Here is a 20436-nt window from a genome sequence, read left to right as displayed (position 1 = left end):
GCGGAGCCGTTGATTCGCGCCGGGTTACGCGCCGCGAAGGCGCTCGGCGAGGTAGGCGTGAAGCTCGGCCCTGGGAACGCGCTCCTGCTGCATCGTGTCGCGCTCGCGCACGGTCACGGCGTCGTCATCGAGCGAGTCGAAATCGACCGTGACGCAGAACGGGGTGCCGATCTCGTCCTGGCGGCGGTAGCGACGCCCGATCGCGCCCGAGTCGTCGAAATCGACGTTCCAGTCATCGCGCAGGTCTGCGGCGATCTCCCGGGCGAGCGGCGAGAGCGCCTCGTTGCGGCTGAGCGGCAGCACCGCTGCCTTCACGGGCGCGAGGCGCGGATCGAGCGCGAGGAGGGTGCGCTTGTCGGTGCCGCCCTTCGCGTTCGGCACCTCCTCCTCGCGGTAGGCGTCGACAAGGAACGCCATGAGCGAGCGGGTGAGGCCGGCCGCGGGTTCGATGACGTACGGCGTGTAGCGCTCGTTCTTGTTCTGGTCGAAGAAACTGAGGTCCTTGCCGGAGTGCTTCGAGTGGGTGGAGAGGTCGAAGTCGGTGCGGTTCGCGATGCCCTCGAGCTCACCCCACTCGCCGCCCGTGAACCCGAAGCGATACTCGATATCGGCGGTGCGCTTCGAGTAGTGCGACAGCTTCTCCTGCGGGTGCTCGAAGAAGCGCAGGTTCTCGGGATCGATGCCGAGGCCGACGTACCACGCCATGCGCTCGTTCATCCAGTACTCCTGCCACTCCTCGTCGGTGCCGGGCTCGACGAAGAACTCCATCTCCATCTGCTCGAACTCGCGGGTGCGGAAGATGAAGTTGCCCGGAGTGATCTCGTTGCGGAAGCTCTTGCCGATCTGGCCGATGCCGAACGGCGGCTTCATGCGGGCCGACTGGAGCACATTCGCGAAGTTCACGAAAATGCCCTGTGCGGTTTCGGGGCGCAGGTAGTGCATCCCGGCCTCGTCGTCGACGGGACCGAGGAAGGTCTTGAGGAGGCCGGAGAAGGCGCGCGGCTCGGTCCACTGACCGCGGGTGCCGCAGTTGGTGCAGACGATCTCGTCGAGGCCGCCCTTGGGCTCGCGGCCCTTCTTCTCCTCGAACTCCTCGATGAGGTGATCCTCGCGGTAGCGCTTGTGGCACTGGAGGCACTCGACGAGCGGATCACTGAAGACCTCGACGTGACCCGAGGCCTCCCACACCTGCTTGGGGAGGATCACGCTCGAGTCGATTCCGACGACGTCGTCGCGCTTCTGCACCATGGCCTTCCACCACTGGCGCTTGATGTTCTCCTTGAGCGCCGTGCCGAGGGGGCCGTAGTCCCATGCGGAGCGGGATCCGCCGTAGATCTCACCCGCTTGGAAGACGAAGCCGCGGTGGCGGGCGAGGGCGATGACCTTATCGAGGCGGGACTGCTCAGCCATTTCTAAATTTCACTCCAAGGTGCAAGCGGGGATCTTGGGACACGCCGCAGCCGGGAGGCCGGCCGCATCCGTCCATCCTACCCGCGTCCGCTCCCGCCCACGCCGCCAGGACCGAGGCGGCCGACACACCCCATTCCCCGACCGGATCGGCCGAAATCCTCGCCACGGCCGGGGAGTCCCCGCCGAGGCGCCGGAACGGCAGGAGCCGGGGAGGGATCGCGCCCTCGCGTCGATCCCTCCCCGGCTCCCCTGCGGCAGCCGTTCGCTACTGCACCGAGATCTGACCGGTGCGGCGGCGGATCTCGTCCGCGACCGCGCGGGCGTCACCCGATGGCGCGGTGGAATGCCGGTCCGGTCGCGCAACGAACAGGTAGACGAGGCCGGTTCCGAGCACAACGGCGAGGCCGATCAGCACCACGTAGTCGGCGAAGAAATCCCCGGTCTCGCCGGGTTTCGCGAGGAGATACATCGCGAAGAGCCCGTAGGCGAGGGCGAGGATGTTCACGATCATGCCGAGCCCGCCGAGGTTGAACGGTCCAGCCGGACGCCACCCCATGAAGCGCTGCCTGAGCGACGCGAACACGACCATCTGGAAGGCGAGGTAGATGCCGAGGATCGCGAACGAGGTCACCGGAACCAGGATCGCCTCGTTGAAGTAGATCAGGACGCAGATCAGGGCGGGCACGGTGCACGCGACGATCAGGGCGTTCGTTGGCACCTTGTTCCGGTCGGACACCTTCGACAGCCAGCGGTGACCGGGCAGCATGCCGTCGCGGGCGAAGGAGTAGAGCAGCCGGCTCGCCGCCGCCTGCAGGCTGAGCACGCAGGAGATGAACGCGAGGATCGCGATGACGAGGAAGATCTTCGCGCCGACCGTGCCGAGCGTCGCCTCGAGGATCGCGGGGATCGGGTCGCCCTCCTCACCCGCCACGATTTCCTTCAGGTTCGGGGCCGCGAGGACGTAGCCGCCGAAGGAGAACAGCGCGGACACCGCGCCGACGACGATCGTCATGATCATGGCCCGCGGGATCCTGCGTGCCGGGTCGGAGACCTCCTCGGCGACGTCGCCGCAGGCCTCGAAGCCGTAGAACAGGAACAGACCCGCGAGGGCCGAGGCGAGGAACACGGGCACATAGGAGCCGTCGCCCGCCGTGCCCATCGTGTCGAAGAACACCGAGAAGTCGTGCTGACGCTTGAAGATCAGCAGGAACAGGCCGATGCCGATCACGCCGATGAGCTCGGCGAAGAGCCCGATACGCGCGATGCGCGCGAGCCACTTCGTGCCCGTGAAGTTGATCGCGAGCGCGAGCAGCAGCAGGCCGAGGGCGGTGACGAGCGTGCTCATCGGGGTGAGCTCGACGCCGAGGAGGCTCGTCACGAAGCCCGCGCCGAACTCGGCGACGGCCGTGATCGTGACGATCATCGCCCAGATGTAGACCCAGGCAGCGAGCCACGCGTAGCGGCGGCCCCACAGGCGTCGCGCCCACGGGTAGATCCCGCCGTGGATCGGGTATTGGGACACGACCTCGCCGAACACGAGCGCGACGAGCATCTGACCGCACGCGACGATCAGGATCCAGAAGATCGAGGGCGGGCCGCCCGTCGCGAGCGCGGTCGCGAAGAGCGAGTAGACGCCGACGAGCGGCGACAGGTAGGTGAAGCCGAGGGCGAAGTTCGCCCACAGGCTCATCGAACGGTCGAACTGGCCCTCGTAGCCGAGAACGGCGAGGTGTTCATCGTCGGCCAGCTGGGCCTTCGGAGGTGTTTCGGACATGCTGTTTCCTTTCGGATCACCGTTGATCCGGGGGACGGCCATCGTCCCCACTGGAGCGAGCATAGTGGCCCCCGTGCGCGCCGACGCAGCGCATTCCGAAAAGTGGAAAATACCCGTTCAATCGCGGGTTTTGGGCGACGGGTGTGCGATATTTCCTGGAGAAGATCCGCGCGGATCAGGCCCCGCCCGCCCAGTCGCCGATCACGAGATTCTCCGGCCGCTCGCCCGCACGGAGGCGTTCGATCTGGCGCCGGATCAACGCGGTCATCCGCGGCAGCATCGCGCTGGAATCGCCGCCGACGTGCGGGGTGACCAAGAGGTTCGGGCAGTCCCACAGCGGGTGATCCGCCGGCAGCGGTTCGGGGTCGGTGACGTCGAGGGCGGCGCGGAGCCGGCCGCTGCGCAGCTCCGGCATGAGCGCCTCCGTATCGACCACGGGGCCGCGCGCGACGTTCACCACGAGCGCGCCGTCGGGAAGCTTCGCGAGCGCGCTCGCGTCCAGCAGCCCGCGGGTCTCGTCGGTGAGCGGCACGGCAAGGATCACGATCTCGGCATCCGCGAGCGCGTCGTGCAGTTCGTCGAAACCGCGCACCGGAACCTCATCGCCCGCGAGATTCCGATCCGTTCGCGCGGTGCGCGCGAGCCGCGTCACCTCGACCTCGAAGCCCGAGAGGCGCCCCTCGACGGCCTTCGACACCCCGCCGTAGCCGATGAGCAGCACGCGCCGATCGGCGAGGCTCGGGAACATGCGCCCCGACCACAGGTGCTCCTCGCCCTCGCGCACGAACTCGGGGATCCCGCGCTGTGCGGCGAGCGCGAGCGCGAGCGCGAGCTCTGCGGTCGAGGTCTCGTGCACGGTCGCCGCGTTCGCGAGCGGCACGCCAGCTGGCAGATACTTCTGCACGCCGTTGTAGCCGATCGATTGCCACTGCACCAGCCGCACCTCGACGCCCTCCAGCGCCGCGAGAACGCGGTTGCCGCCCCAGTACGGCGGCACGGCGATGTCGAGTCGATCGCGCGGAGCCGGACCGGTGAGGTCCCACTCGACGAACTCGACGCCCGGCACATCGCCGAGCGCCTCGCGCAGTCCTCCGGGCGGCAGGGAGACGACCAGGTCACTCATGTGATCGAGCATAGCGAGCCGCTCGGGGGCGCCGCGATGGAAAGGAAAACGCGTGGAGGGGAGTTCGATCAGGGGGGTGCTCGGGGTTCCCCTCCACGCGGGTCTTAGTGCGCTCTTCCGCCGGCTTCCGGCGCGGAGCCGCGTCGCCCGGCCCGGGGCCGCAGGGCGAAGAGCACGATGCCGCCGACGAGCAGGATCGCTCCCGCCGCCGCGATTCCGAGGCGACCTTCGCCGCCCGTCCTCGCGAGGGGTGCGTCGCCCGGCTCTGTCGCCGTGGGAGCGCTGGGCGCCGGCGCAGCAGGGACGCCGGGCTGCCGAGGTGTCGCCGGTTCCTGCGGGGTCGCGGGTTGTGGCGGTGTGACCGGGGAATCAGGACGCTCCGGTGTGGGGTGCTCCGTCACCACGGACGGGACCGCGATGCTCGGCAGGCCGCGGGGCGTCGCGCGCGAGTCCGCGCGGTTCTCGAGCACGGTCCCCCACGCATCGGGATCCACCCTGACTCGGTACGTGATCGCGATCTGCTGCCCCACCTGCAGCGCTCCCCTCCAGCTCAGCTTCGTGCCGTTGAGCTCGGGTGCCGGGGCGTTCGTCGCGGATCCCGGGATCTCGGCGATCGGGTCTCCCACGAGCTCCGCGTGCTTCAGCACGCCCGCGAGCTCGTCGCCGATCTCGACGTCGTCGAGCCCGGTCCCGCCGGTGTTTCTGCCGGTGAGGGTGTAGGAGATCGTGGAGCCCGGTGCCACGGTGGTGCCGGATTCCGGATCGGCCGTCTTCGTGAACTCGTAGCCGGGGATCGCCGTCAGCGCCAGATCGAGCGTGAGGTTCGTGAAATCGTCCGTGACGCCCGGAGGGACGGGGAGCCCTGCAACGTTGTCGCCGATGGGGGCCTGCCCCTCGATCCGGGATCCATCGACCTTGGCGCGCAGCTTGAGCACGCCGGAGCGCACCGCCGGTCCGTGCTGAATGGTGTTGTGGTCCAGGCCCTCGTCGACGCCAGCGTTCGGATCGACGATCGCGCCCGTGCGCTGTGCCGCGTACCCGGCGAGGGGGCCTCCCGGCGCGAACTGCGACGCAGGGATCGTCGCGAAGTAGTCGCCCTGGGGCAGGCTGTTCACGATCCAGCGGCCGTTCGCGCCCGTCGTCGTGGACCCTCCCGGAACGAGTTCGCCGGTTTCGGCGTTGCGCACCTCGACCGCGACGCCCGCGGGGGCCGCCTCGTCGACGCCCGGGGTGAACACGCCATCGTCATCGCGATCCAGCCAGATCAGGTCACCGATCGAGTATCCGACCACGCGCACCGTCACCTGATTCGAGGTCAGCAGCTGATGCCGCCCGCCGTTCGCGAGGGTGTCGCTGAAGGCGGTGAATCGATTCGCGTAGCGGTCGCCCGCGGCGTTCGCCGACTGCTTCGTGGTGAACGTGATCTTCAGCCCGGCGGAGTCCCCGGTCGCGGCGACACCCAGGGCATCCGCCGCAACGAACTTGAACGCGGTCGCGTCAGCGGTGAAGTCCGGCGACCAGATCGTCGGGTCCGTGTCGTGATCGAGGTCCTGCGGAACGCGCTTCGGATCGATCGTGGTGAAGAGGAAGGTGCCGGCCGCAGGCGTCTTCTCGTCGATGAGGAAGGCCTTCGGCGCCGCCTCGATCCGGTTCTCGCCCGCGAACGACGACGCTGGGGAGCGGTTCACCCTCGCGTCGTTCGTGGCGTCGCCGTTGTAGGGCAGTACCTCGATGATCGTCGGCTTCTCGATCGTCAGCGTCTCGCTGAAGTTCCTGATCTCAAGCGAGTACTTCTGGTCCTGATCCTGCAGGTCGAGTGTCTGGTCCACCGACTTCTTGAGCTGGAGCGTTCCGGGCTGCGTGACCGTGACGGCGTGCGTCGCCTGGTGTCTCGCCGGGTTGGGCACGATCCCGTCGGCGGTGATCGCCACGGTGTTCGTGAGCTTCGTCCCGTTCGCGAGCAGCGGGTCGACGTGCGTCGCGATCTTAAGCACCGGGAGCGCCTCGTTGGGCACCCGCTCCCCGAGCCGCCACGTGAGGACCGTGGTGCCGTCGTCCCGAGTGGTGACGCTCGTCGGCAGCCGGTTGCCCGGGATCTCCGCGGTCGCGGCGGCGTCGTACTCGGCGCCCGCGGGCAGCGTGTCGGTGATCACGAGGTCGTCGATCGGCGCGGGATGATCCGTCGCCGCGCCGAGCGAGGAGTCGATCTGCCAGATCACCGGGGATCCCGCGCGCGCCGAGCCGATCGACCCGGCCGGCGCAGCGCCCGTGGCCTGCGTCCCATCGACGGTGCCGTCGGTCGTGTGCTTCGAGACGGCCATGGTGGCGCGCGTGAGCGTCCAGCGATCCCCCATCCGGGAGCCCTTGCGGTCCTGCCAGTCGCCGCCCGCGGTCGTGCCGGCGGCCGGCACGAAATCGTTCTTCTCCGCCCACGGGCCGAACGTCGAGGATCGAAGGTTCGCGAAGTTCGCGGCGACCGTCTGATCGGGGATCGTGGCGCCTGCGTGAGGCCCGCCGTGGTAGCGATCGCGCTGCTGCAGACCGAGCATCATGGTCGCGGTCGTCGCGGCCGGCTGCACGTAGCCGTCAGCGGCGCGCACCCACACCGCGTTCACCTCGTCCGCTCCACCCGGCACCTGATCGGGGGTGTCGTACCAGGTCACGGCCGGGTCCCCGCACGCGATGTTCGGGCGGCTCGCCGCGGACTGCTGGCGCGTCCAATCGCCTCGCCAGCGATCGTGCGCGGTGTCGAATGAGCCGAGGTTCGGGTTGTCGCCGGTCAGATCGACGTGACCGTAACTGAACACCCAGTTCGACTGGAACGCGGGCATGCGGGACGTCACGATCCCGTTCTGCCCGGGGGCGGTCGCGACGACTGCGGCGTATGCCGCGTTCCAGACCGGGTCGGAGGACGTGTTCCCCGCGATCCCCGCGAGCCGCTCGATCTTCAGCGTCGAATTGTCGAACACGTCGCAGAATTCGAGGTTCTTCGCGTCGATCGAGAGCCGCGCGGTGATGTGCGAGCCGAAGGTCTCACCGGGCTGCACCTGCCCCTTGCCGTCGCCGATCGTGTTCGCCGACTCGGGAAGCGGTCGCTTTCCGGCTCCCCAGGTCCCCGTCGGGTGCACGAGGGCCTTCCACCAGTTCCCTGGCACGATCCGCACGTTCGCGGCGTCCGCAACGTTGTTGCTCCGCCTCGCCTGCGCGCCCGGCGCCGCTGGCATGTCGGCGCACTTCGTCGACCTGTCGGTGTTCGGGCCGGGCGCGCAGTACCCGGGCTCCACGCCATCGCCGTGGTTGCTGGCACCGGAGATCCCGATCGGATCGAAATCCCCCACGCGGTTCCAGAGCTGCACGGCGCCGCTCGCGTTGCCCGGCGTTCCGTCCAGGGCGTCCACGGCGTCGAACGGGACGAACGCCGTGACCGCAAATGCACCGACGTAGTGTTTTCCGCTCTCGAGGGGGGTTCCGGCCTTCGACTCCGTGGGATAGCTCGACCCCGAGGTGTCCATGCCCGTGATCGTGAGCTTGAAGTTCCCGGTGGCGGGGTCGCCGACTCGCTCGAACGCGCAGGAGCCCGAGTCGACGACGGAGTTCGCTGCAGAAGAGGCCGGCTGCCCCGAGGTGAGCGCCCCGCCGATCTTTCCGTAGACCGTCGTCGCGCCTGGCCCTGCCGAGGCATTCCCGGTGTCGGGGACGCAGCTCGTGATCTCCCACGGGAATTCCGGCAGCGGCGTGGACTTCCCGTCTGAGCTGAGCGCCCAGAGCGAGTCCTCGAAGGTGACGGGATCGCGGAGCCCCTCCACTCCGACGTTGCGCTCCGCGGCGATCTGCACCGAGTAGACCACCTCCCAGCCGTACTTTTTCTGGCCGTTGATGTCCTTCTGGCCGAGGGGCCGCACGCTCGGCCGCTGCTTTTCGAGGTCGTAGGCGGGGGCCGCCGTGATCACGAAGTCCCCGTAGTGCTGCGGCTTCGCGGGACGCGCCGTCGCCGTACCGTCGGCCGCGACGCCGTAGCTGCGGACATCGGTCGACAGCTTCGCCCCGTTGGCCGACGATCCGGATACGAAGATCTGCGTCGGCAACAGGTGGTTCGGTTGCGCCTCGCTCATCGCTCCGAGCTCGCAGGCGAGCACGACGCTCGTTGTGCCTGCCGGAGGATCGACGCGCGCCGGGAGTCGCTTCCCGCTCGGCTGCGCGGTGATCGTGCTGTTCGCCCCACACTCGTTGGGAACCTCGCCGAAGTTTGCGACGGCGCCCTCCCCGAGCACGATGGTCTGCTCGAACCACCCCGTGAAGCTGCCCCCGAGGTCGACCTCCTCGCTCGCGGTGACGGACCAGTCGAAGGTGATGAGATCCCCGGATCTGATCCGGTCGTTGGCCGGTCCTGCGTCGTGGCCCGGAGCGTCGTCGTCGCCGTCGAAGGCAGCCTTGCCGGTGCGGATCGCGAGGTTCTGATATCCGCTGGGATCCCCGGCCGCGATGAGATCGAGCCGCCAGGTCGGCGCGACCAGGGCGTTCAGGGTCAGTCCCTCGGCATCGGCGGGGATCGGCGCGGAGACGCTGCGCTGCGCATCGGCTCCCTCCCGCACGAAGTCGTTGACCCCTGGCGTCGCCGTCGCGGGAACCAGGTAGGCATCTCCCGCGACCCCGTGCGCATCGATGGTCACGGTGAACGGGCCGGGAGAGGCCGAGCGATCCGCGTCGGCGGGGAATGCCCAGTGTCCCGCGGCGTCGGTCGTGACGGTCCAGCCAGGGTGGCCGGGGTTCGTGCCCCGCAGCGTGACCAGCACGCCCGCGGCGGGCAGGTCGTTCTCCCCGATCGGCTCGCCGGTCGCGATCGCCCCGTCGTGGTTCGCGTCGACGGTGACGGTGCCGCCGACCAGTTCGCCCGGCGCCGCATCGGCCGCGGTCGCCGGAAGTGTCACCGCACCGAACGCGACGAGGATCGCCAGCGCGGCCGCGCTCAGCGATCGTGCGCGGCGTGCGCGCGCCCCTGAATCAAATCGGATCCCCAAAACAGTTTTCTCCCAGAGCCTCATCGTGCGTTTCGCACCCGCGCGGACGAGACGGACCCGTCGAGCGATTCATCGATTCCCGGAGAGCGAGGTGCGACACTCGGCGAAAATTCCGCCTGGAAATCCCATGCGACACCTTCGCCGCACTGCAGAGAAAGTAACTCCGACCAGGGAATCCACCCAAGTTCTGCATGTAAATTTCTCGGATTTAGATCCAATTCCGAGTTCAATCTGTGGAGTGATGACAAACTTTTCATAAATTAATCTATGAAACTTAGATCCTATTGCGGAATTGCGTTATTTCTGATCTCGGAAGCCCACTTCACTCGTTTCGACCCCTCCTTGTCCCGATCAAAACGAAGAACGCCCCGGGGTCAAGTGACCCCGGGGCGTTCTCATGCGCAGGTTATCCGCGTGAACGTCGCCTCCGCCTACTGCGTGCGCGTGCGCCTCCGCAGCAGAAGAAGCAGCACCCCGCCGGCAACGAGCACGGCGCCACCGATCGAGAGCGGCAGGAGCGGGGCGCCGCCCGTCTCACTCAGGCCGCCGTCCTTCGGAGGGGCAGGCTTCACCGTGACCGGCTTCTCCGGGTCCGTCGGGTCATTCGGATCGGTCGGGCCTGTCGGGTCGACCGGGTCGACCGGATCTACCGGCGCCGACTTCCCGTCACCGTGGCCGAACCACACCGCCTCCGCCGTAACCGCCTCGTCGAGACCGCCCGCGGTACCCGTCACGGTCGCGGTGTTCGTGTACGCCCCCTTTGCAATCGGCCCCTTCGCCTCGAACACGACGCTGCCGCCCGCGGGGATCGTCCCGGAGAAGTCCGCGGGCTCGACCGCGGTCGTGACGGCCCCGAGCACGCTGTCCTCGAGTTTCACTCCCGAGACTGCCGTATTGCCCTCGTTCTTCACCGTGTAGCGGAAGGTGACCTCGGTGCCCTCCGTGACGTGCACCGCATCGGCCTCGGTCGCTGCGACCTTCCCGTTTCCGGTCTTCTCAATGGCGAGGCCGGTGGTCACCCCGAAACCGTGCCACGTGTCCTCAGCCGTCACCGCTGCCCCGTCACCGTCAACGCCGGACACGGTTGCGACGTTCCGGTACGCGCCGGCCGCGACCGGGCCCTTCGCCTGTGCAACGACGCTTGCCTTCGGCTCGAGCGTTCCGGTGAAGTCCGCGGGGAGTGAGGTCGCGCCGAGCACCGAATCCGTCAGCGCCACCTCCGAGAGCGGCACGTTGCCCGTGTTCGTGATCGTGTACTCGAACGCGACCTCGGCACCGGCCGCGACATTCACCGCGTCCGGCTCGGCCGGTGCGTGCACCGCATTGCCGGTCTTCTCCACGGAGATCGCCGGCGCGGGGGTCTCCGTCCGCCAGGTGATGAGCGCCGGATCGCCGGAGCCCGCCTCGTTGAAGGGTGTGATCTGGGCTTCATAGTCGGTCCCGGGCGCCAGCCCGGTGATCGTGCGTCCGATGTCGGTCGAGGCGGCCGCTCCGCCAGGCACCGCGGCCATGGTCCAGGCGGTGTCTCCCACCTTTCGGTACTTCACGACGTAATCGAGGAGATCGGGCTGCTGGTGGCCGACCGTCGACTCGCCCCAGGTGATCTCCGCGCTCGTGATCCCGGGCGTCGCCATCCCGGTACCAGCGATCGAGGTGGGCGTCTTGCCCCAGATCTGCACGATCGAACGCGCCGTGCTCGTGTTGTTCGAGTTCTGCGTGGCCGCGTAGAGCAGGCCCCGATCGTCGACCGCGAGGCCGCGCACCAGGCTCATGTAGGAGTCCTGCTGGCTGGACGGGCCGTTCAGCGCGGTCGGCGCGGGAAGCGCCGCTCCCGTGCTCGCGTCGATCGCCCCGATCTTCACCCCGGACGCGCCGTTCAGCGAGTAAAAGAGCGTGTTCGAATTCGGGTCGGCCTCGAGGCCGAAAACGGTCTGCCCGGAGAAAATCAGGCGCCCGAAGAAAACCGACAGCGTGTTATCGGAGAACTGGACCGCGCCCTGGTTGCCGAAGCTCGTGTCGAGCGTCCACTTCCAGCCGGCCGGATTCCAGCGCGCACTCGCGGGACCGCCACTCTTCGTGAGAATGTATTTCTTGATCGACGCGGGTTTCAAGTTCTTCGCCGTCGTGTCACCGTTCTGGAAGTGCACCTTGTAGTCCGGCTGGTAGTAGCCGCCCGTGTCGCCCACATAGACGACCGTCTGGCCGCCCTCCTGCTTGACGCTCAGGCCGTAGGTCTCGCCCATGAGATCGGGCTTGCCGTATTCCCGAGGAACGTCGACCATGCGCGTGGCCCACTGGACGCGGGCGGGCTGGTTCTCACCGTTCTGATCGAAGTAGCCGCTGATTGCCGTGATGAACGTGCCGTTCTGGTCGAAGACGCTGACGCCGCTGATCGTTCCCACATAGACGTTGCCCTCGGCGTCCGTGTCAACGCCAAGCGCTCCGGGGATCTCCCCGGGGACGCCCCCGCCAGCCGGGCCGAAGGTCCTCGTCGTGGCCCCGAGCGCCGAGGAGGCGTACTGTCGCATGAACGGCGAAGTGGCCGGCGCCGCCCCAGCGGGGAGTTCGTAGCTGGAGCCGGAGACCCGCCCGTCCGGGCCGAACGCCACACCGCGAGGGCCTCGGGCCTGATCCGTCGGGTAATACACGAGCGCCTCGGGGCTTGCGATCCCCTTCGGATCCGCAATCGTGCTCTTCGTGTTCACGATGTCGTACTGCCCGTTGCCGAGGTAGTCGCCGTGCCCAGCGGATCCGGGAACAGCGGTCCGCGTGAACGTCTGCAGCGCGTGGCCGGGCACCTTCGTCCCCGTTTCATTGGCAGCGAGTCCCGAATCGGTGACGGCGATCTTGGTGCCGTCGACGTCGATGCCGTAGGGCAGGAAGAACTCGCCCGCTCCGGGCTGGGTGGTCTTGTTCAGCTTGCCGAACTGGCCGATGTATCCCCACTTGTCCGAGCCGACCGCGCGGCCCTTTGCCGCGGCAACATCCGTCGAAACCGCCTGCGCGGGTGCCGGAGCCGCGACGATGGACGTGAGTCCAACGGTCGCGATTCCCAGCGCCGCGAGCGCCCCGAGTACCTTGCTTCTCAAATCTTGCTCCCTGCTGTGAAATCGGCTGCACGGTGAACATGCAGCGCGATCTCTCCCCCCAACGGGATCGGCGCGCGACAGGCCTACCAAGTTCAAGAGGGTAATCAATTTCGAGCCGTATCCAAACCGAATCGGGCAAATTTTTTCGTCGGAACGGGTGAAATTTCCCAATCAGTGATTGACCACGGATTTAGCTATGGGCGCGCCATGGTAACGCTGAAAGAAGATGCTTGGAATCGCTGGTCAGAGAGGCTTTTGAGATCTTTCGCCAGGGCTCGAGTCTGTGGCCCCTCTCGCTCCGAAATGAACGCGAACCGCCGAACTCACGCACGGCCCGGATCGCAGAGACCGCACTCCAGCCCCTCGCCCCACCCGCGCGCACGGCGCTCACAGCCCCGCAGAAACCAGAAATCCCCGGCTCCGAAAACTCGGAACCGGGGATCGCGGTGGCGGGTGAGGGATTCGAACCCCCGTAGGCAGTGCCAGCTGATTTACAGTCAGCCCCCTTTGGCCGCTCGGGTAACCCGCCGTCGGTCATGCGTGCACGACCAAGAGAACACTCTACAGGTTCTCGCGGGTCGAACGGAAATCGGCTGTTCGGCGGTCGAGTCGGCGCCGGATCGTGGCAGGATCGTCGCATGGACACCACCGGCGATGACCTCCAGCTCCGGATCGCGCGCTCGCTCGACGAGATTCCCGTGCGCACCCTGTATCGGATCGGGCGTTTGCGCCAGGAGGTCTTCGTGGTGGAGCAGGAGTGCGTCTACCTGGACCTCGACGGCAGGGACCTCGAGCCAGGCGCGGTGCAGCTCTGGTTCGAGGCACCCGATGGCACCGTCGCGGCGAGCGTGCGGATTCTGCGGGAGCACGGGGGACGCCCGGGTCTGCGCAGCATCGGCCGCGTGGTCACCCACCCCGACTTCCGGGGTCGCGGGATCGCCGCGCGCCTGGTCGAGGCGGCGATCGCGGAGTGCTCGGGCGACCCGATCCTGATCCACGCCCAGTCCTATCTGACCGAGTGGTACGCGCGCTTCGGCTTCGCGCAGGACGGCGAGGAGTTCCTGGAGGACGGGATCCCGCACACCCCGATGAGTCTCGGCTAGCGCCGGAGGCCGCCCCGAAGGCCCCGACGACGCCGGCGCCCGCGGGGTCTTCGCGGGCGCGAGGGCCCCGCTCCCCGGAGTTACTCCCCGATCAGCTCGTCGAGTCCTGGCGCGGGAGTTGCAAGGCCGTGCCGGTGGGCGCGAGCGGAGATCGCCTGCTCCCGGAGCAGAGTGAGCAGTTCGACGGGACCGGCCATCGTGACGGGTTCGGACCAGAGCGCGGTGCGGTCGAGGCCTCCCATCCACTCGGCCGTGCGCACGGCGTCGCCGCCGATCAGGCGGACGCGATCTGCGCGCTCGCCATCCGCGCCGAGCGGGCCCGATACGGCCAGGCGTTCCACCCAGTCGTCGTCGCGTTCGAGCGACACCTCGATCCCCTGGCGTTCGAGGAAGTCGGATACGGACTCGGGAAGAAGCTCACCCGTCGAGATGGTGATGGGGGCGTGGACCAGCAGGGCGGCTGCGAGCACGCGGACGAGTTCCGCGACCGAGCCACCCTCGGCGAGGCGGATGTGCGTGGGGACCGGGAGGTATCGCACAGCATTGCGTTCGATCCCGAGCCCGATGCCGTCGGTCACGATCGAGAACGTGGTCCGCCAGGAGAGCGCGTCGGCGAGCGCGGCGCGGCGCACCTGATCGAAGTCCTCGTAGTCGAGATCGGGCTGCGCAGCCTCGATGAGGAGCTGCACCTCGGGCGTGAGCCCGCGGAGGTGCAGCGTCTCGCTGCGCGTGCCGGATCGCGTGCGCCAGGATCCGAGCGGGATCAGGCGGTTCGGTCCTCCCGCGAGCGCGGGGAGGCCCATTCCGGCTTCGCCCCAGCCGCCGCCGGGGTGCCGTTCGATGCGCGCGGAGGTGGTCGGCCGGTTGATCGCGAGGAACGAGGCCCGAACGCCGTCGACCCAGGTCAGGATCTCGCTCTCGTCGTAGGACTGGATCCCGGCCGCGCCACCGCCGCCGGCGTTCTGCAGGGAGATCGCCTCACCGAGGGTGTGGGCGTGGGCGATCCCGATGACGGGCACCCCGCGAGCGTCCTCCCAGAACGTCGAGTTCGCGCCGACGCCGAGGCGCACGCCCGGGCGCCACAGCCGGCCCTCCTCGTCGAGCCGCTGGGGTTCGACGAGCCACTCTTCGCCCCGTCCGAGCTCGGTGAGGGCGCGCAGACCGGCCGCGTCGGGCGCGGCGGCCAGCGGGCCGAGGTCGAATCCCAGCGGATCCTGCCCGTCCGGGCGCGCGGTGTCGCCGACCCGGATCGCGCGGACGGCGTCGGCGAGGCCCTCGCGGAAGCGCTTGGAACGGCCGACGCTGCCGAGCAGGATCGCCACCTGGGCGCCGCGCGGATCGGATCCTGCGCCGCGAAGCGCCGACTCGACAACGTCTGAGACCGCGGCGTCGAGGTCCGCAGACGGGGTGACGAGGATCGAGCCTAGCGCGCGGAACCGGCCCTCGACGCGGAGGTCCGGCCTGCGACGCGCGAGCTCCAGCGCCGCCGCCCGGTCTCCGAGCACGACGGCGCGATCTACCCCTGGTGAGGCCGCGATTTCTGCGAGCGTCCGCCCGACAACGATCGCCTCGAGGCGCACGGCACCCGCCGAGATTCCCGCGATCCCCCACTCCTCAAGGAGCACCTGCGCGGCCGCGAACGTGCGCTGGGGGACGGACCACAGCACCCCGCTGCCCGCCGCCAGCATCGCGAGCACCGCCTCGGCCTGCGTGGACAGCGGCGTGCGCTCGTCGGCTGCGACGAGGGCCAGGGTGTCGGGAACGAACGTGGCGCCGCGCACCGAGCTCAGCGCTTCGGCGAGCTGCCCGGCGTAGCGCGCCGCGTCGACGACGTCATCGACCTCGGCGTCGAGTTCGGCCGCCGGCGCGCCCGTGTCGAGCGCGAGCGCCTGAAGGAGCCGATCGCGCGCGGCGACGACGGCGAGGGCCGCGCGCCGCAGCCGGGAGGCGCGCGTCGCGTCGGGCAGGGCGCCCCAGCGCTCGCCCGTCTCGCGTGCCTCGGACGCGGCGACTGCCGGGTCGAGGTCCGCCTCCGAGAGCGCGACGGTCTGGTTGACCTCGTCCCGCTCGCCGGCCTCCTCCGCCGCGCGGGCGAGCACGCCCCGCACCCAGTCGCGGTTGCCGGCAAGGCTCGCGTCGGTCTGCGGCTCATTCGCGAAGCCGGACGCGGAAACCACGGGGATCGGCACCGGCGCGGAAATCGCCTCAAGCTGGAATTCCCCGGTGTCACCCCTGATCAGGCCGAGCACCGCGGCCGTGAGTCCCCCGGTGTCGAACTGCGACGGCTCGTCGGGGGCGCGGTAGAACAGCGCGCTGTCGCGCGCGGTCGGGTCCCACTCCCGCGAGCGGAGCTGGGTGCGGTGCGACACCGGCGCGTCCTCGGCCGCGAGCGCTGCGGCCCCGGCGAACTCCGTGTCGGCCGCAGCGAGCGCCCGGCGCCCCAGTGCCTCCGGGTCGCCGTCCGCTCGGAGTTCCTCCTCGTCGGCGTCGGCAGCGGCGGGCTGCACGGGAGTGAGCAGGGTTTCGAGGCGGGCGATCGGGGATTCCGGATCGGCGGCCTCCGCGGCGATCCCGACGAGTGTGTCCACCGCGCCCGCGAACTCCCGCGGCGGGACGACCGGCAGAGCGACGCGCACCTCCGAGAAGCTCCCGGCGAGCACCTCGGCCAGACCGGGGGCGACCCCCGCACGCACCTGCACGCTCGCGAGCGCGCCGGAACCCTCGCGCTCCGCGATCCCGGCGACGGCGCCGAGCACGTGAAGGTCCTCGGTCTCGACGACGGGCCGGAGAAACGCCGCGCGGCCCGGATGCAGCGCGAGCTCGGCGAGCCGGAGCAGGTTCGCGGTGACCTCAACGCGGTCCTCCAGCACCGGGACGGCGAGCCCCGACTCGATCGAGAGGATCCGCTCCCGGCCCGCGACGCCGCCGACCCCGATCACCACCTCGGCCGGCGCTCCGCCCTCGGCGACGCGACGTTGCGCCCAGCGGCTGATGTGATCGTAGATCTGCCGCGATTCGGGGAGTTCGGCGAAGAGGCGGACGCCCACCCACGCGCGATCCAGCACGGGGTCCCCGAGCGCCTGGGTGAGCACCGCGGGGAGCAGCCGGCTCCAGCGCACGTCGCGCGGTTCGAGGAGGACAACCGTGCCGTGGGCCACCGAGGCCTCCAGGATCGGCCGGAGCCGCTCGGCGGCGATCGCGACGTCGTCCGCGGCGCTCCAATCGCTCCCGCTCGGGGCGATCCTGGCGGGATCGACGACGAGGTGGCCGAGCGTGGGGATCGAGGCGAGCGCGGTCAGTCGTTCCACCTCGAGGGCAGCGCCGTTCGGACCGTGCACCGGGTCGCCGAGCGGGCGCACGACGGGGACGAGGCCGCGCTCCGAGTACCCTCGGAGCCCGTCCGCGAGGGGCCCGGGTTTCGCGGCTGCGGCCGCGGTCGCCGGCAGCTTCGCCGCCAGGACGAGGCTCGCAACCCGATCGCGCAGCCAGCGGCGGGCCACCGGCATGACCGCCCACGGGAGTCCGAGCGATGCCGCACCGCCGGCGCGCACCGCGAGCCGGTCTCGCGCCGGCATCGACGTGGGAACGTCCTGCGCGACCTCGCGGAAGCCGAGCGCCGAGGCGAACGCGTCATCCGTACCGGCCACCAATTCAAGCAATCGGCGCGTGAATTCGAAGTTCTCCGGGTCGCGGCGCATGCCGCCGAGGAAGTCGACGGTCTCGGATCCGCGCTCACCGAGCGCCTCGAGCCAGCCGGCCGCACGGCCCGTTGCGGCCGCCGCGAGATCGGCCCAGGCAGCGGCCTGGGCGGTGGTTTCAGCTCCCATGTGCCCACCATAGGGGCGGGAGTTGGTGAAACGCGGAGCGCGCGCCGGGCAAGCACGCGCGAGTCGCGCGATGCCCGGCGCCGCAGCCCGGCTGACCCGTTAGGAGAGCAGCGCCCGATCGTCGAGCTGGGCACCCTTGATCTTGCCGAACTCCTCGAGCAGCGCCGCGACCGTGAGCTTCTGCTTCTCCTCGGCGCCCGCCTCGAACACGATCCGACCCTCGTGCATCATGATCAGGCGGTTTCCGAGCCGGAGCGCCTGCTCCATGTTGTGCGTCACCATCAGCGTGGTGAGCCCGCCCTGGGAGACGATGCGGTCGGTGAGCTCGGTGACGAGCGCGGCGCGCTGGGGGTCGAGCGCGGCGGTGTGCTCGTCGAGCAGGAAGATGCTGGGGTGCGTGAAACCGGACATGAGCAGGGAGAGCGCCTGCCGCTGTCCGCCCGAGAGCAGTCCGACCTTGGCCGTCAGCCGGTTCTCGAGCCCGAGCTCGAGCGACTGCAGCTCCTCCCTGAACCGGTCGCGCAGCGAGCGATTCAGGGCGAGGCCGAGGCCGCGGGGCTTTCCGCGACGGACCGCGAGGGCGAGGTTCTGCTCGATCGTGAGATCGGGCGCGGTGCCCGCCATCGGGTCCTGGAATACGCGGCCGATGAATCGCGCCCGCTGGTGCTCCTTGAGCTTATTGACCCGCTGGCCATCGATCTCGATGACGCCGGAATCGACCGTGTACCGCCCGGAAATGGCGTTGAGGAGCGTCGACTTGCCCGCGCCGTTTGAGCCGATCACGGTAACGAAGTCGCCCTCATCGAGGGTGAGGCTGAGGCCCGCGAGCGCGCGGCGCTCGTTGACGGTTCCGGGGAAGAAGGTCTTCTCGATGTTGTCGATGCGCAGCATGATTACCTCCCGGTCGTCTCGGTGGCGGCGGGGCCGGCGCCGGATCCGGATCCGGATCCGGATCCCACCGAGGGGATCGCCTCGGCCGGGGCGGTACGTGGAGCAGGATCGGGGCCTGGATCGCCACTCGGGGGGACCCGGCCCCCGCGGCCGCGGAGCGAGGGCAGCTTCTTGAGGAAGCCCCAGCGCGGGAGCAGCAGCGCGATCACGACGAGGAGCGCGGTGACGAGCTTCATGTCGTTCGGATCGAGTCCGGCGCGCAGGGCGAAGAAGATGATGAGGCGGTAGAGCACGGCGCCGAGCACGACGGCGAGGCTTGCGACCCAGATGTAGCGCTGACCGAAGATGGCCTGGCCGATGATGACCGAGGCGAGGCCGACGAGGATGAGGCCGACGCCCATGCTGATGTCGGCGAAGCCCTGGAACTGCGCCACGAGCGCCCCGCAGAGCGCCACGAAGCCGTTGGAGATCGAGAGCGTCAGGATCGTGCTGCGATCCGTGTTGACCCCAAAACTGCGGATCATCGGGCCGTTGTCGCCCGTCGCCTGGATCGCTAGGCCGAGATTCGTCGACAGGAACCAGTCGACGATGAACTTGAGGACGAGGACGCCAGCGGCGATGATCGCGACCGACGCCCAGGTGCCGAGCAGGCTGTTCTCGCGGAGCGGGGTGAACACCGTCTCGGCGCGGAGCAGCGGGAGGTTCGCCGCGACCGCGGTGCCCTCTTTCGCGGTTCCCATGATTCTGAGGTTGATCGTCCACAGGGCGATCATCGTGAGAATACCCGCGAGCAGGCCGTCGATGCGGCCCTTGGTGTGGAGGAGACCGGTGACGAAACCGGCAACGAGCCCCGCCCCGCCACCCGCGAGGGTGGCGAGGACGGGGTTCTGGCCGTTGGTGATCAGCGCGGCAGCGACCGCGGCGCCGGTGGTGAAGCTGCCGTCGACCGTGAGGTCGGGGAAGTTCAGCACCCGGAAGGTGAGGTAGACGCCGAGTGCCATCACCCCGTAGATGAGGCCGAGTTCGAGCGCGCCGATCATTCGGTATTCCTTTGTTCGCGGATCGAGATCCGGTTACTTGATGGTTTCGGCCTTGTCGAGGATCTCCTTGGGGATCTCGACGCCCATGCGCTTCGCTGCCTCGGGGTTCACGACGTACGCGAAGTCCTTCGAGAGCTCGACGGGGGTGTCGGCCGGCTTGCCGCCGTCCTTCAGGATCTTGATCGCCATCTTGCCGGTCTGCTCGCCGAGCTTCGTGTAGTCGATGCCGAGCGTCGCGACGGCGCCGCCCTTGACCGTGCCGGACTCGGCGCCGATCACGGGGATCTTCTTCGCCTCGGCGACCTGGATGAGCGAGCCGATGCCCGCGACGACCATGTTGTCGGTGGGGACGTAGATCGCGTCGACATCGCCGAGGGCCTCGGTGGCCTGCGCGATGTCGTTCGCCGTGGTGACGGTCTTGGTGACGATCTCGAGGTCGAGCCCCTTCGCGGCTTCCTTGGCGGCCTTGACCTGCACCTCGGAGTTGACCTCACCCGAGGCGTAGACGATGCCGATCTTCTTGGCGTCCGGCTTGATCTGCTTGATCATCTTCAGCTGGTCCTCGAGGGGCGCGAGGTCGCTCGTGCCGGTGACGTTGGCCCCGGGCTTCTCGTCGGACTTCACGAGCTCGGCGGCCACCGGGTCGGTGACCGCGGTGAAGAGGATGGGCTTGTCGGTGATCGCCTGCGCGGCAGCCTGGGCCGCAGGCGTCGCAACGGCGAGGATCAGGTCATTGTCGCTCGTGGCGAAGCCCTGAGCGATCGTGACGGCGGTGGCCTGCTCGCCGTTGGCGTTCTTCACGTCGAAGGTGACGGTCTTGCCCTCGACATAGCCTGCATCGATGAAGGCCTTCTTGAATCCGGCGGTTGCGGCGTCGAGCGCGGGGTGCTGAACGAACTGGCTGATCCCGATCTTGACGCTCTGGGTGTCTCCTTCCGAAGAGCAGCCGGCCAGCGTGAGCGCGGCGGCGGCGGCAACGCCGACGATGGCGAGTGCGCGGCGGCGGAACGTGGTCTGTCGCATGTGTATCGATCCTTATGCAGAGGCGGTCGCCGCGAGTTCCGCGGCGAACTGAGAAATCGGCATGAATAACCGCCGATTCCAGAATGGTAGACCGGAGCAGACCGGATCGCCCAAACCGCGGACGGCTTCGTGATCCAG

At 69.1% G+C, this 20436-nt stretch carries 10 protein-coding genes and 1 tRNA gene; 1 reads left to right on the top strand and 10 read right to left on the bottom strand.

Translation table 11 applies throughout. The features are described 5' to 3' along the window. Positions 1-24: 24 nt before the first annotated feature. From JD292_RS08590 to JD292_RS08565, 6 genes are all read right to left on the bottom strand, one after another. Positions 25-1410, bottom strand: coding sequence for a glycine--tRNA ligase (locus JD292_RS08590; RefSeq protein ID WP_200132334.1), 1386 nt, complete (start codon positions 1408-1410; stop codon positions 25-27). A 265-nt stretch (positions 1411-1675) separates the two neighbouring features. Beyond that, the gene (locus JD292_RS08585; protein WP_200132333.1) at positions 1676-3184 is read right to left on the bottom strand and encodes an APC family permease; all 1509 of its coding nucleotides are present in this window, start codon (positions 3182-3184) and stop codon (positions 1676-1678) included. 175 nt (positions 3185-3359) lie between these two features. Next, positions 3360-4307, bottom strand: a complete 948-nt coding sequence (locus tag JD292_RS08580) for a 2-hydroxyacid dehydrogenase (RefSeq protein ID WP_200132332.1) — start codon at positions 4305-4307, stop codon at positions 3360-3362. Between the two features lie 104 nt (positions 4308-4411). Next, positions 4412-9235, bottom strand: coding sequence for a DUF7927 domain-containing protein (locus tag JD292_RS08575; RefSeq protein ID WP_200132331.1), 4824 nt, complete (start codon positions 9233-9235; stop codon positions 4412-4414). A 521-nt stretch (positions 9236-9756) separates the two neighbouring features. After that, a complete protein-coding gene (locus tag JD292_RS08570) occupies positions 9757-12414 on the bottom strand; it encodes a CLIPPER-2 domain-containing protein (protein WP_200132330.1) in 2658 nt (885 codons plus the stop codon). Positions 12415-12861: 447 nt separating this feature from the next. Continuing rightward, positions 12862-12943 (bottom strand) — tRNA-Tyr (locus tag JD292_RS08565). 109 nt (positions 12944-13052) lie between these two features. Here JD292_RS08565 and JD292_RS08560 point away from each other — a divergent pair. Beyond that, positions 13053-13517 (top strand): GNAT family N-acetyltransferase, encoded by a 465-nt coding sequence (locus JD292_RS08560; protein ID WP_200132329.1) that lies wholly within the window; start codon positions 13053-13055, stop codon positions 13515-13517. Positions 13518-13597: 80 nt separating this feature from the next. Here JD292_RS08560 and JD292_RS08555 read toward each other — a convergent pair whose 3' ends face one another. The 4 genes from JD292_RS08555 to JD292_RS08540 all read right to left on the bottom strand — a co-directional run bounded on the left by JD292_RS08555 (position 13598) and on the right by JD292_RS08540 (position 20298). Next, entirely contained in the window at positions 13598-17344 is a 3747-nt protein-coding gene (locus JD292_RS08555; RefSeq protein WP_233613882.1) for an aldehyde dehydrogenase family protein, read from the bottom strand. 99 nt (positions 17345-17443) lie between these two features. Continuing rightward, positions 17444-18235 carry an ABC transporter ATP-binding protein gene (locus JD292_RS08550; protein WP_200132328.1) on the bottom strand — a complete coding sequence of 264 codons (792 nt, stop codon included), beginning with the start codon at positions 18233-18235 and terminating at the stop codon, positions 17444-17446. Between the two features lie 2 nt (positions 18236-18237). Beyond that, a complete protein-coding gene (locus JD292_RS08545) occupies positions 18238-19275 on the bottom strand; it encodes an ABC transporter permease (protein WP_200132327.1) in 1038 nt (345 codons plus the stop codon). 33 nt (positions 19276-19308) lie between these two features. Then, positions 19309-20298: an ABC transporter substrate-binding protein gene (locus JD292_RS08540; protein ID WP_200132326.1), complete on the bottom strand. Its 990-nt coding sequence runs from the start codon at positions 20296-20298 to the stop codon at positions 19309-19311. Positions 20299-20436 lie beyond the last annotated feature (138 nt).

The sequence above is a fragment of the Leucobacter edaphi genome (assembly GCF_016522535.1).
In the GTDB taxonomy this organism is placed as follows: domain Bacteria; phylum Actinomycetota; class Actinomycetes; order Actinomycetales; family Microbacteriaceae; genus Leucobacter; species Leucobacter edaphi.
Note: the sequence above shows the minus strand (reverse complement) of the source record. Positions and strands in the feature narration are given on the sequence as shown.